Below are 13472 nucleotides of genomic sequence, written 5' to 3' on the forward strand. Positions count from 1 at the left end.
TAACAGATCGCTTCACTCTCAGCGCGGGTATGACAAAATAGCGGCTTTGTGTTGGCTTGTGGAGTCGCCCGTGCAGGATCGCAATTTCGATGACATTGCCGAAAAGTTTTCGCGCAATATATACGGCACTACCAAGGGCGAACTGCGCCAGGCTATCCTCTGGCAGGATCTGCAGCCGCTGCTGGATCGGCTGGGTCCCGGGCCGCTGCGCGTTCTTGACGCCGGCGGCGGCGAGGGGCAAACGGCGGTAAAGGTGGCGCAGATGGGTCATCACGTCACGCTCTGCGATCTTTCTGCCGAGATGGTTGCCCGCGCCCGACAGGCGGCAGTCGATAAAGGTGTGATCGACAACATGCATTTTGTACAATGCGCGGCTCAGGATATTGAGCAGCATTTGGAAAGCCCGGTCGATCTGATACTGTTTCATGCGGTGCTGGAATGGGTGGCCGAGCCTCAGGAGATGCTGCAGGCGCTGTGGTCGGTGCTGCGTCCCGGCGGCGCGCTGTCGCTAATGTTCTACAATGCTAACGGTCTGCTGATGCACAACATGGTTGTCGGAAACTTCGATTACGTGCAGATCGGGATGCCAAAAAAGAAAAAACGCACGCTATCGCCGGACTATCCGCGTTCCCCGGAGCAGGTGTACGGCTGGCTGGAAGAGCAGGGCTGGCAAATTACCGGCAAAACCGGCGTGCGGGTGTTTCATGACTATCTGCGTGAAAAACGCAGACAGCGCGACAATTTTGCGGCGCTGCTGGAGCTGGAGACGCGCTACTGTCGCCAGGAGCCGTATATTAGCCTGGGTCGCTATATTCACGTCACCGCGATGAAGAACCAGGCTCAGAGCTGCAGATGCAAGGATAAAGTATGAGTGAATTTTCCCAGACAGTCCCCGAACTGGTTGCCTGGGCCAGAAAAAATGATTTTTCTATTTCGCTGCCGGTCGACAGACTCTCTTTTCTGCTGGCGGTTGCCACGCTGAACGGCGAGCGGCTTGAAGGGGAAATGACCGAGGGAGAACTGGTGGACGCGTTCCGCCACGTTAGTGATGCGTTTGAGCAGACCAGCGAAACCATCAGCCAGCGCGCCAATAACGCGATTAACGATATGGTGCGCCAGCGTCTGCTGAACCGCTTTACCAGCGAACTCACGGAAGGCAACGCCATTTATCGCCTGACGCCGTTAGGTATTGGGATTACCGACTACTATATTCGCCAGCGCGAGTTCTCCACGCTGCGCCTGTCGATGCAGCTCTCGATCGTCGCCGGCGAGCTCAAGCGCGCCGCCGATTCTGCGGAAGAGGGCGGCGACGAGTTTCACTGGCATCGTAACGTCTTCGCGCCGCTGAAATATTCGGTCGCGGAAATTTTTGACAGCATCGATCTGACCCAGAGGATCATGGATGAACAGCAGCAGCTGGTGAAGGACGACATCGCCCAGCTGCTGAACAAAGACTGGCGAGCGGCGATCTCCAGCTGCGAGCTGCTGCTTTCGGAAACCTCCGGGACGCTGCGCGAACTGCAGGATACGCTGGACGCGGCGGGCGATAAGCTGCAGGCTAACCTGCTGCGGATCCAGGACGCGACTATCGCGCGGGACGACCTGCATTTTGTCGATCGCCTGGTGTTCGATCTGCAAAGCAAGCTGGATCGTATCGTAAGCTGGGGCCAGCAGGCCATCGACCTGTGGATCGGCTACGATCGCCACGTGCACAAGTTTATCCGTACCGCCATTGATATGGATAAAAACCGCGTCTTTGCTCAGCGTCTACGCCAGTCGGTGCAGACCTACTTCGATGCGCCGTGGGCCCTGACCCACGCCAGCGCCGACCGCCTGCTCGATATGCGTGATGAAGAGATGGCGCTGCTCGACGAAGAGGTCACCGGGGAGCTCCCTGAGGATCTGGAGTACGAAGAGTTTAATGAGATCCGTGAACAGCTGGCGGCCCTGATTGAAGCGCAGCTGGTTATCTATAAAGACAAAGGTCTGCCGCTGGACCTCGGCCTGGTCGTTCGCGAGTATCTGGCGCAGTATCCGCGCGCGCGGCACTTCGATGTGGCGAGAATCGTCGTCGATCAGGCGGTACGTTTGGGCGTAGCGCAAGCAGATTTCACCGGACTGCCGGCACAATGGCAGCCGATTAATGATTACGGAGCCAAGGTACAGGCGCATGTCATCGACAAATATTGAACAAGTGATGCCAGTTAAGCTGGCGCTGGCGTTGGGCAATCCGTTATTTCCGGCGCTGGATAGCGCCCTGCGTGCGGGCCGTCATATCGGCCTGGACGAACTGGATAATCACGCATTTTTGATGGATTTTCAGGACTACCTGGAAGAGTTTTACGCTCGCTATAACGTTGAGCTGATTCGCGCGCCGGAAGGGTTCTTCTACCTGCGTCCGCGCTCCACCACGCTGATCCCGCGCTCGGTGCTGTCAGAGCTGGATATGATGGTCGGCAAAATTCTCTGCTACCTCTATCTTAGCCCGGAGCGTCTGGCGAATGAGGGGATCTTCACCCAGCAGGAGCTCTATGACGAGCTGCTGAGCCTGGCGGACGAAGCCAAGCTGCTGAAGCTGGTGAATAACCGCTCCACCGGCTCCGACCTCGACAGGCAGAAGCTGCAGGAAAAAATGCGCGCGTCGCTTAACCGCCTGCGCCGTCTCGGCATGGTGTGGTTTATGGGCCATGACAGCAGCAAATTCCGCATAACCGAATCGGTGTTCCGCTTCGGCGCTGACGTTCGCGCCGGCGACGATCCGCGCGAGGCGCAGAAGCGCCTGATCCGCGACGGCGAAGCGATGGCGCTGGAGAATCACCTGCAGCTCAACGATGAGAATGAAGAGAATCAGCCGGATAGCGGGGAGGAAGAGTAATGATTGAACGCGGTAAATTTCGCTCGCTAACGCTGGTTAACTGGAACGGCTTTTTTGCCCGAACGTTTGACCTGGATGAACTGGTTACCACGCTTTCTGGGGGTAACGGCGCCGGGAAATCAACCACCATGGCGGCCTTCGTCACGGCCCTGATCCCGGACCTGACCCTGCTGCACTTCCGTAACACCACCGAAGCAGGCGCCACCAGCGGCTCGCGCGATAAGGGCCTGCACGGCAAGCTGCGCGCCGGGGTGTGCTACTCGGTGCTGGACGTTATCAACTCTCACCACCAGAGGGTGGTGGTGGGCGTGCGCCTGCAGCAGATCGCCGGTCGCGATCGCAAAGTGGATATTAAGCCGTTTGCCATTCAGGGTCTGCCGGACGCTATCCAACCGACGCAGCTGCTGACGGAAACCCTTAACGAACGCCAGGCGCGCGTCCTGAGCCTCAACGAGCTGAAAGATAAGCTGGAAGAGATCGAAGGGGTGCAGTTCAAGCAGTTCAACTCGATAACCGACTACCACTCGCTGATGTTCGATCTGGGCGTGGTCGCCCGTCGTCTGCGCTCGGCCTCTGACCGTAGCAAATACTATCGCCTGATCGAAGCCTCGCTGTACGGCGGGATCTCCAACACCATTACCCGCTCGCTGCGCGACTACCTGCTGCCGGAAAACAGCGGCGTGCGCAAGGCGTTCCAGGATATGGAAGCCGCGCTGCGTGAAAACCGCATGACCCTGGAGGCGATTCGCGTCACGCAGTCCGACCGCGATCTGTTTAAGCACCTGATCAGCGAGGCCACCAACTACGTGGCGGCGGACTACATGCGTCACGCCAACGAGCGTCGCGTCCATCTGGATAAGGCGCTGGAGTATCGCCGCGATCTGTTCACCTCCCGCGCACAGCTGGCGGCAGAGCAGTATAAGCACGTCGATATGGCCCGCGAGCTGCAGGAGCATAACGGGGCAGAAGGCGATCTTGAGGCCGACTATCAGGCCGCCAGCGATCATCTGAACCTGGTGCAAACCGCGCTTCGCCAGCAGGAAAAAATCGAGCGCTACGAAGCGGATCTCGATGAGCTGCAGATCCGTCTTGAAGAGCAGAACGAAGTGGTGGCGGAAGCGACCGATCTGCAGGAAGAGAACGAGGCTCGTGCGGAAGCCGCAGAGCTGGAAGTGGATGAGCTGAAAAGCCAGCTTGCCGACTACCAGCAGGCGCTGGACGTCCAGCAGACCCGCGCGATCCAGTACAACCAGGCGCTGCAGGCCTTAGACCGTGCGAAGGCGCTGTGCCATCTGCCGGATTTAACTGCGGAAAGCGCCGGCGAGTGGCTGGAAACTTTCCAGGCGAAGGAGCAGGAAGCGACGGAGAAAATGCTGTCGCTGGAACAAAAAATGAGCGTTGCGCAAACCGCGCACGGTCAGTTTGAGCAGGCTTTCCAGCTGGTGGTGGCCATCAACGGCCCGCTGGCGCGTAATGAAGCCTGGAACGTGGCGCGCGAGCTGCTGCGCGACGGCGTCAACCAGCGCCATCACGCCGAACAGGCCGCGGGGCTGCGTAGCCGCCTGACCGAGCTGGAGCAGCGCCTGCGCGAGCAGCAGGAAGCTGAACGCCAGCTCAACGAATTCTGCAAGCGCCAGGGCAAGCGTTACGATATTGACCGCCTGGAAACGCTGCACGAGGAGCTGGAAGCGCGAATTGCCTCCTTGTCCGACGGCGTCTCCTCCGCCAGCGAACAGCGAATGACGCTGCGTCAGGAGCTGGAGCAGCTGCAGTCTCGTACCCAGACGCTGCTGCGTCGGGCGCCGATCTGGCTGGCGGCGCAGAACAGCCTCAGCCAGCTTTGCGAGCAGAGCGGCCAGCAGTTTGAATCAAGCCAGGACGTGACCGAATATCTCCAGCAGCTGCTGGAGCGCGAGCGCGAGGCTATCGTTGAGCGCGACGAAGTCGGCGCGCGTAAGCGGGCCATTGATGAAGAGATTGAGCGTCTTAGCCAACCGGGAGGCTCGGAAGATCCGCGGCTGAATGCCCTGGCAGAGCGCTTTGGCGGCGTGCTGTTGTCAGAAATTTATGACGACGTTAGCCTCGAAGATGCGCCGTACTTCTCGGCCCTGTACGGCCCGTCGCGCCATGCCATCGTGGTTCCCGACCTGTCGCAGCTCACCGGGCAGCTTGAAGGCCTGGAGGATTGCCCGGAAGATCTCTACCTGATCGAAGGCGATCCGCAGTCGTTCGATGACAGCGTCTTTAGCGTTGATGAGCTGGAAAAAGCGGTGGTCGTCAAGGTTGCCGATCGCCAGTGGCGCTACTCGCGCTTCCCGACGCTGCCGCTGTTTGGCCGCGCCGCCCGTGAAAGCCGTATTGAAAGCCTGCACGCCGAGCGGGAAGATCTCTCCGAGCGTTTTGCGACCCTGTCGTTCGACGTGCAGAAGACCCAGCGTCAGCACCAGGCCTTCAGCCGCTTTATCGGCAGCCACCTGGCGGTGGCCTTTGAAGACGATCCGGAAGAAGAGATCCGTAAGCTGAACGGCCGCCGCGGCGAGCTGGAGCGGGCGCTTAACGCGCACGAGAGCGATAACCAGCAGAACCGGGTGCAGTACGAGCAGGCGAAAGAGGGCGTTTCCGCGCTTAACCGCCTGCTGCCGCGCCTTAGCCTGCTGGCGGACGATACGCTGGCCGATCGCGTTGACGAAATTCAGGAGCGCCTGGACGAAGCCGAGGAAGCGGCTCGCTTTATCCAGCAGCACGGCAATCAGCTGGCGAAGCTGGAACCGATGCTCTCGGTACTGCAGAGCGATCCGGAGCAGTTCGAGCAGCTGAAAGAAGATTACGCTTACTCGCAGCAAACCCAGCGTGAAGCGCGCCAGCAGGCGTTTGCGCTCAGCGAAGTGGTGCAGCGTCGCGCTCACTTTAGCTACTCTGATTCCGCCGAGATGCTCAGCGGCAACAGCGATCTCAACGAAAAACTGCGCCAGCGTCTGGAGCAGGCGGAGGGCGAACGCAGCCGGGCTCGTGACGCCACGCGTACGCATACCGCGCAGCTGAACCAGTACAACCAGGTTCTGGCCTCGCTGAAAAGCTCGTATGACACCAAAAAAGAGCTGCTGGGCGATCTGTATAAAGAGCTGCAGGATATCGGCGTGCGCGCCGATAGCGGGGCGGAAGAGCGCGCCCGCGTGCGTCGTGATGAGCTGCATACGCGTCTGAGCAATAACCGCTCGCGGCGCAATCAGCTGGAAAAAGCCCTGACCTTCTGCGAAGCGGAGATGGATAACCTGACCCGCAGGCTGCGCAAGCTTGAGCGTGATTACTGCGAAATGCGTGAGCAGGTTGTCAGCGCCAAAGCCGGCTGGTGTGCGGTGATGCGGCTGGTGAAAGACAACGGCGTTGAGCGCCGACTGCACCGTCGCGAGCTGGCCTACCTCTCGGCAGATGAGCTGCGTTCGATGTCGGATAAAGCGCTCGGCGCGCTGCGTCTGGCGGTTTCCGATAACGAACACCTGCGTGACGTGCTGCGAGTCTCTGAAGATCCGAAGCGTCCTGAGCGCAAAATTCAGTTCTTCGTCGCCGTCTACCAGCACCTGCGCGAGCGTATCCGTCAGGATATTATCCGCACCGACGACCCGGTCGAGGCGATTGAGCAGATGGAGATCGAGCTCAGCCGTCTGACCGAAGAGCTGACCAACCGCGAGCAGAAGCTGGCGATCAGCTCCCGCAGCGTGGCCAATATCATCCGCAAGACCATTCAGCGCGAGCAGAACCGTATTCGGATGCTCAACCAGGGTCTGCAGAGCGTCTCCTTTGGTCAGGTCAACAGCGTGCGTCTCAACGTCAACGTGCGGGAAACCCACTCGACGCTGCTCGACGTGCTGTCTGAACAGCATGAGCAGCATCAGGATCTGTTCAACAGCAACCGCCTGACCTTCTCGGAAGCGCTGGCGAAGCTCTATCAGCGCCTCAATCCGCAGATTGATATGGGCCAGCGTACCCCGCAAACCATCGGCGAAGAGCTGCTGGACTACCGCAACTATCTGGAGATGGAAGTGGAAGTTAACCGTGGCTCCGACGGCTGGCTGCGCGCGGAGTCCGGCGCGCTGTCGACCGGGGAAGCGATCGGTACCGGGATGTCGATTCTGGTGATGGTCGTTCAGAGCTGGGAAGACGAGTCTCGCCGCCTGCGCGGTAAAGACCTGTCGCCGTGCCGTCTGCTGTTCCTCGATGAAGCGGCGCGTCTTGACGCCCGCTCTATCGCCACCCTGTTTGAGCTGTGCGAACGTCTGGAAATGCAGCTGATTATTGCCGCCCCGGAAAATATCAGTCCGGAAAAAGGCACCACCTATAAGCTGGTGCGTAAGGTGTTCAATAACCATGAGCACGTGCACGTGGTTGGCCTGCGCGGTTTCGCGGCCCAGCTGCCCCAAACGCTGCCGGGCACGGCGGACGCTTCCTGACCGATCTGCTGCGGTAGGGAGTGAGTAGTCTAAAAGGGCGACATGATGTCGCCCTTTTTGTTAGCCGGTATGATGTGTTAACGTTGTATAATCTTTAAACTTCTTTACATTTGGGAAGGCAAAAGCGTTTTCGCCTTTATATACTGAGAGTGAGCCCTATTTTTAAGGGCGGCAATGTGTCAACAGGGGGGCAAGGGATGTTGCTAAAGAAACGGTATGGTCGTCAATTGTCGGCGCTGAGCTTGAGCCTGGCTTTTGCATTTGCTCCACTGTTCAATGTCCAGGCCGAAGAGCCTGAAGTCGTACCCACGGACAGTTCCGCCACGCTGGGAGAGCTTTCGTCAGCGCTGCTGCTAAACAACGGCCAGTCTGCCACGGTGGCGAAAATGGCCGGCGAGCAGCCTCTGGCGACCGAGGTCGCCGCGAAAAGCCGGGCTGAGATTGAAGCGCTGCTTCCGGCTGGCTATAAGCCCGTCTTTATGAATCCGCTGGTGTCGCTGTATGCGGCCAGGGATATGAAACCGATGTGGGATAGCCGTGAGGCGGTGCAGGCTTTTCAGCAGCAGCTGGCCGAAGTCGCTATCGCCGGTTTCCAGCCGCAGTTCACCACCTGGGTGAGCCTGCTGACCGATCCCGCGGTGAGCGGAATGGCGCGTGATGTCGTGCTGTCCGACGCCATGATGGGCTACCTGCATTTTATTAGCGGTATTCCGATTCAGGGCAACCGCTGGCTATACGGAACCAAACCCTACACCATGGCCACGCCGCCGCTATCGGTCATCAATCAGTGGCAGCTGGCGCTGGATAATGGCTCTTTGCCGCAGTTTATTGCCGGACTCACGCCGCGCCATCCGCAGTATGAAGCGATGCATCAGGCGCTGCTGCAGCTGGTGGCCGATTCGCGGCCGTGGCCGCAGATGACCGGCAGCGCATCGCTGCGTCCGGGCGAGTGGAGTAATGATATCGGCGCGCTGCGCGAGATATTACAGCGTACCGGCATGCTGGATGATTCGGCGAAAATTACCCTCCCGGGCGACGTTGTCAGCCCGTCGGCGGGCAAGAAAAGCAAGCCGGCCGCCCGCGGCATTTACGATCGCCAGCTGGTTGAGGGCGTAAAGCGCTTTCAGGCCTGGCAGGGGCTGGGCGCGGACGGCGTGATCGGCCAATCCACGCGCGATAGTCTGAACGTCTCCGCGGCGCAGCGTGCCGGGGTGGTGGCGCTCAACATTCAGCGCTTGCGCCTGCTGCCTGGCAAACTGTCGACCGGCATTATGGTGAATATTCCGGCCTTTTCGCTGGTCTATTACCAGGACGGTAGCCAGGTGCTGGCATCGCGGGTGATCGTCGGTCGTCCGGACCGTAAAACGCCGATGATGAGCAGCGCGCTGAATAACGTGGTGGTCAATCCGCCGTGGAACGTGCCGCCGACGCTGGCGCGCAAAGATATTCTGCCGAAGGTGCGCAACGATCCTGGCTATCTTGAGCAGCATGGCTATACCCTGATGCGCGGCTGGAACAGCAAAGAGGCGATCGACCCTTATCGCGTAGACTGGTCGACAATCACCGAGAGCAATCTTCCGTTCCGCTTCCAGCAGGCTCCGGGCGCGCGCAACTCGCTGGGGCGCTACAAATTCAACATGCCGAGTTCTGACGCTATCTATCTGCACGATACGCCGAATCACAACCTGTTCCAGAAAGACGTACGGGCGCTGAGCTCCGGCTGCGTGCGCGTGAATAAGGCCTCCGAGCTGGCAAATATGCTGCTGCAGGATGCGGGCTGGAACGATACGCGAATTTCCGCCGCGCTTAAGCAGGGCGATACCCGCTATGTGAATATCCGCAACAATATCCCGGTGAATCTTTATTATCTCACCGCCTTTGTTGGCGCTGATGGACGCACACAATATCGAACAGATATTTACAATTACGATCTCACCGCGCGATCTGGCGCACAAATTCTGGCAAAAGCCGAACAATTAATCAGGTAAATGAAGTAGTTCAACGGATATCGTTGTCCTAACTCTGGGTGAAAACAGGCGCTGTTCGTCTACAGGGCCCGTTTTCACTGGGGTTAGGCCGCCTTGACGTTGGCAATAATGCCCGGTAAGGTGCCTTTCGTGCGCCAGAAGTGCATATTACACAACACCATTAAAACTGCATTGAGGTGACAGGTCTGGGAACCTCCTGACGCTTGCTACGGTAAGTGCGCGGGGGAGAAGACGTCGCCAGTAAACAGGCAGCTTGAAGGATGGCGTGTATATTTCGATTCATTTACTTGTAGACCTGATTATCATGGACAAATTTGACGCTAATCGCCGCAAACTGCTGGCGCTAGGTGGCGCTGCGCTAGGTGCAGCAGCCATTTTGCCTGCGCCGGCATTTGCCACCCTCTCGACCCCCCGACCGCGTATTTTGACGCTGAATAACCTGCATACCGGTGAATCACTCAAAGCGGAGTTCTTCGATGGCAGAGGCTATATTCAGGATGAATTAGCAAGACTTAACCATTTCTTCCGTGATTTCCGCGCGAATAAAATAAAGTCCATCGATCCGAGCTTATTCGATCATCTTTATCGCCTGCAGGGATTACTTGGCACCAGTAAGCCTGTCCAGCTGATCTCCGGCTATCGTTCCCTCGATACCAACGATGAGCTACGTGCACGAAGCCGCGGTGTAGCCAAACATAGCTACCACACCAAAGGCCAGGCCATGGATTTTCATATTGAAGGCATTTCGTTGAGCAATGTTCGCAAAGCGGCGTTATCTATGGGCGCGGGTGGTGTAGGATACTACCCACGTAGCAACTTTGTGCATATTGATACCGGTCCGGTAAGGCACTGGTAACGAAAGGAGCGTCATGAACTATCGTATTATTCCGGTTACCGCGTTCGCCCAGAACTGCTCTTTAATCTGGTGTGAGCAAACCCGACTTGCTGCGCTGGTCGATCCCGGCGGTGATGCAGAGCGAATCAAACAGGAAGTGGCGGCAGCGGGCGTTAGCCTGATGCAGATTTTGCTCACTCACGGTCATCTCGATCACGTTGGTGCGGCAGCCGAGCTGGCGCAACATTACGGCGTGCCGATTATCGGCCCGGAAAAAGAAGATGAGTTCTGGCTGGAAGGACTCCCTGCGCAAAGCCGGATGTTCGGCCTGGAGGATTGCCAGCCGCTGCATCCTGACCGCTGGCTCAATGAAGGCGATGTCGTCAGCGTGGGGAACGTTTCTCTGCAGGTTCTGCACTGCCCGGGCCATACGCCGGGACACGTTGTTTTCTTCGATGACGCGTCGCGGCTGCTGGTTTCCGGCGACGTTATCTTTAAAGGTGGCGTCGGGCGTAGCGACTTCCCGCGCGGCGACCACGGCCAGCTGATCGACGCGATTAAACGCAAGCTGTTGCCTTTGGGCGATGACGTGACGTTTATCCCCGGCCACGGGCCGATGTCAACGCTGGGTCATGAGCGTTTGCACAATCCCTTCCTGCAGGATGAAATGCCGGTCTGGTAACCATGCCCGGACGCTAAATACAAAAAAGGCCGCAAATGCGGCCTTCTTTTTTTAGGGTCCTGCGGCGTTACAGTACGGCGACGATCGCTTCACACAGCGGCGCCATGTTGTCCGGCGTCATGCCAGCAACGTTGATACGCCCGGAAGCCACGGCGTAAATAGCGAACTCTTCGCGCAGGCGCAGAACCTGCTCTTTGGTCAGGCCGCTAAACGAGAACATGCCGTTTTGCTTAATGATGAAGGAGAAGTCGCGGTTAGCGCCTTTTTCCTGCAGGGTATTGACGAACAGCAGGCGCATACGCTGAATGCGCTGGCGCATGTCGGTCAGCTCCTGCTCCCAGATAGCGCGCAGAGCATCGTTGCTGAGGATTGTCGCCACAACGGCAGCGCCGTGCGCCGGCGGGTTGGAGTAGTTAGCGCGGATCGCTGACTTCATCTGGCTGAACGCGCGGTCAACGGTGTCGCTATCGCTCGCGACCAGCGTACAGGCGCCAACGCGCTCATTGTACAGGCCGAAGTTCTTCGAGTAGGAGCTGGCAACCAGCAGCTCTTTGTGCAGCGCGGCAAAGGCGCGCAGGCCTTCGGCATCTTCTTCCAGACCGCGGGCAAAGCCCTGGTAGGCGAAGTCGAACAGCGGCAGCCAGCCCTTATCAACGGAGAGCTGTGCCAGCTGTTGCCACTGTTCCAGCGTCGGATCGATACCGGTTGGGTTGTGGCAGCAGCCGTGGAACAGAACAACGTCACCCGCCTGAGCTTCATTGAGGCTTGCCAGCAGGCCGGCAAAGTCGAGCGTGCGGCTAGCCGCATCGTAGTAGGTGTACTCGCGAACCTCAAGGCCGGCGGAATTGAATACGCTCTTGTGGTTCGGCCAGCTCGGGTTGCTCACCCAAACGCGCTTAACGTCGGTATTTTTGGCAAGGAAGTCAGCGGCAACGCGCAGGGCACCGGTACCACCAGGGGTCTGGGCGGTACGGGCACGCCTGTCGCTGATGATAGCGCTTCCTTTACCGAACAGCAGCTCCTGCGTGCATTGACCAAATTCCGGAATACCGTCGATACCCAGATAATTTTTTGTGGTCTCATTCTCCAGCAGATATTGCTCTGCCTTCTTCACGCTGGTCAGGACCGGGGTTTTACCCGTTTCATCTTTATAAACGCCAATCCCGAGGTTAATTTTTGTAGGACGGTCATCGGCACGAAACAGATCGGCCAGGCCCAGAATAGGGTCGGCAGGGGCGGCAGTAATGTTCTCAAACATGACGAGGTTCCATTGTGATTACTGAAGGGAGTTCCGCTATCAGGGTAACGGGAGAATGACCAATTGCCAACCGTTTGCGACAAAAAGCGCGAAGGTTTTCCAAAGTTACGATCTTTGCCTTAGTAACGTAGAAAAGCAGGACCGAAGTCCTGCTTTTTAGGCATATCACGAAGGGGTGTACTGCTGAAAACTTAGAACTGGTAAACGATACCCACTGCCGCCTGGTCGTCGGTGGCTACGCCAGCAGTTTTGGTGTATTCGTTGTCGTCCAGCAGGTTGAATTTGTATGCTGCGTAGACGTTCATGTTCTTGTTGAAGTAGTACCAGGTACCCAGTTCTACGTATTTAACCAGGTCAGCATCGCCGCCGGAGAAGCCAGCGCGGCCCTGCAGGTCTTTGCCTTTGGTCTGAACGTAGCCCACGGACGGACGCAGACCGAAGTCGAACTGGTACTGAGCAACGGCTTCAAAGTTCTGAGTTTTGCCAGCGAAGTAGTTAGCCTGGTTTTCCGGAGTCATGTTGTAAGTCTGGGAGTACATCACTGCCGCATAGACGTTGTTTGCATCGTACTTAGCGGAGGTTGCCCATGCTTCAGCTTTGTCACCGTTGCCATCAGCTTTCTGAGCGATGCTGCGGTTAGAGTTCGCGTAGCCTGCAGACAGCGCGATACCGTTTTCGAATGCGTAGGTTGCAGAGGTGCTGACGCCGTCGCCGTTTTGTTTCTGGATAGCACGGCTTGTGTCGTTTTTACCCTGATACTGCAGCGCGAAGCTCAGGCCGTCAACCAGACCGAAGAAGTCAGAGTTACGGTAGGTAGCAACGCCGTTGGTACGGCCAGTCATGAAGTTGTCGGTGTAGTTCCAGCCGTCGCCGCCCCACTCAACCAGCATATCGGTTGCAGCTTCAACGTCATAGATGGCACCGTAGTTACGGCCGTAGTCGAATGAACCGTATTCGCCAGCCTTCAGGCCTGCGAATGCCAGACGGGTTTTAGTCCCCTGGGAACCTTCAACGTTGGACGCATCCATGTTGTATTCCCACTGGCCGTAACCGGTCAGCTGATCGTTGATCTGGGTTTCGCCCTTCAGGCCGATACGTGCATAGGTGGTGTCGGAGCTGTTGGTGTCGCCGTTTGTTGTCCAAACGTGCTCGCCAACCATTTTCCCGTAAAAGTCCAGTTTGTTGCCGTTTTTGTTATAGATTTCTGCAGCATTTGCTGCGCCGGCTACCAGCAGAGCAGGGATTACCACTGCCAGAATATTGCGCTTCATCATTATTTATTACCCTCATTAGTATTTTTATATGAACACTTGCCACTGCCGCCAATACATTCTGTCAATAAAAATTTACAGAACCATTGATGATAGTTTGGTGTCTGAAGGCATC

The 13472-nt window shown here is 57.7% G+C and carries 9 protein-coding genes; 7 read left to right on the plus strand and 2 right to left on the minus strand.

Annotation, left to right across the window (positions count from 1 at the left end; all coding sequences use genetic code 11):
• Positions 1-70: 70 nt before the first annotated feature.
• The 7 genes from cmoM to RTE01_RS02995 all read left to right on the plus strand — a co-directional run bounded on the left by cmoM (position 71) and on the right by RTE01_RS02995 (position 10828).
• A complete protein-coding gene (cmoM, locus tag RTE01_RS02965) occupies positions 71-871 on the plus strand; it encodes a tRNA uridine 5-oxyacetic acid(34) methyltransferase CmoM (RefSeq protein WP_041144804.1) in 801 nt (266 codons plus the stop codon).
• Complete coding sequence (gene mukF, locus RTE01_RS02970; protein ID WP_041144805.1) at positions 868-2190, plus strand: chromosome partition protein MukF; 1323 nt, start codon at positions 868-870, stop codon at positions 2188-2190. The genes cmoM and mukF overlap by 4 nt, the downstream gene beginning before the upstream one ends.
• Complete coding sequence (mukE, locus tag RTE01_RS02975; protein WP_041144806.1) at positions 2171-2875, plus strand: chromosome partition protein MukE; 705 nt, start codon at positions 2171-2173, stop codon at positions 2873-2875. Before mukF ends, mukE begins: the two co-directional genes overlap by 20 nt.
• Entirely contained in the window at positions 2875-7323 is a 4449-nt protein-coding gene (mukB, locus tag RTE01_RS02980; protein WP_115193230.1) for a chromosome partition protein MukB, read from the plus strand. The genes mukE and mukB overlap by 1 nt, the downstream gene beginning before the upstream one ends.
• Positions 7324-7520: 197 nt before the next feature.
• Positions 7521-9311 carry a L,D-transpeptidase gene (gene ldtD, locus RTE01_RS02985; RefSeq protein ID WP_134525484.1) on the plus strand — a complete coding sequence of 597 codons (1791 nt, stop codon included), beginning with the start codon at positions 7521-7523 and terminating at the stop codon, positions 9309-9311.
• A 304-nt stretch (positions 9312-9615) separates the two neighbouring features.
• Positions 9616-10167, plus strand: a complete 552-nt coding sequence (locus RTE01_RS02990) for a YcbK family protein (protein ID WP_041147566.1) — start codon at positions 9616-9618, stop codon at positions 10165-10167.
• A gap of 13 nt (positions 10168-10180) precedes the next feature.
• Entirely contained in the window at positions 10181-10828 is a 648-nt protein-coding gene (locus tag RTE01_RS02995) for an MBL fold metallo-hydrolase (protein ID WP_041144809.1), read from the plus strand.
• A 67-nt stretch (positions 10829-10895) separates the two neighbouring features.
• Here the strand turns inward: RTE01_RS02995 and RTE01_RS03000 are convergent, their stop codons facing one another.
• Both RTE01_RS03000 and RTE01_RS03005 read right to left on the minus strand, forming a co-directional pair.
• Positions 10896-12086, minus strand: coding sequence for an amino acid aminotransferase (locus RTE01_RS03000; protein WP_041144810.1), 1191 nt, complete (start codon positions 12084-12086; stop codon positions 10896-10898).
• Positions 12087-12277: 191 nt separating this feature from the next.
• On the minus strand, positions 12278-13360 hold the full coding sequence (locus RTE01_RS03005) for a porin (protein ID WP_041144811.1): 1083 nt from the start codon (positions 13358-13360) through the stop codon (positions 12278-12280).
• Positions 13361-13472 lie beyond the last annotated feature (112 nt).

The sequence above is a fragment of the Klebsiella terrigena genome, from assembly GCF_006539725.1.
In the GTDB taxonomy this organism is placed as follows: domain Bacteria; phylum Pseudomonadota; class Gammaproteobacteria; order Enterobacterales; family Enterobacteriaceae; genus Klebsiella; species Klebsiella terrigena.

Coding starts and splice junctions, on each gene's coding strand:
- mukF (WP_041144805.1), top strand. CDS start 868: ATGAGTGAATTTTCCCAGACAGTCCCCGAACTGGTTGCCTGGGCCAGA.
- mukE (WP_041144806.1), top strand. CDS start 2,171: ATGTCATCGACAAATATTGAACAAGTGATGCCAGTTAAGCTGGCGCTG.
- mukB (WP_115193230.1), top strand. CDS start 2,875: ATGATTGAACGCGGTAAATTTCGCTCGCTAACGCTGGTTAACTGGAAC.
- ldtD (WP_134525484.1), top strand. CDS start 7,521: ATGTTGCTAAAGAAACGGTATGGTCGTCAATTGTCGGCGCTGAGCTTG.
- RTE01_RS02990 (WP_041147566.1), top strand. CDS start 9,616: ATGGACAAATTTGACGCTAATCGCCGCAAACTGCTGGCGCTAGGTGGC.
- RTE01_RS02995 (WP_041144809.1), top strand. CDS start 10,181: ATGAACTATCGTATTATTCCGGTTACCGCGTTCGCCCAGAACTGCTCT.
- RTE01_RS03000 (WP_041144810.1), bottom strand. CDS start 12,086: ATGTTTGAGAACATTACTGCCGCCCCTGCCGACCCTATTCTGGGCCTG.
- RTE01_RS03005 (WP_041144811.1), bottom strand. CDS start 13,360: ATGATGAAGCGCAATATTCTGGCAGTGGTAATCCCTGCTCTGCTGGTA.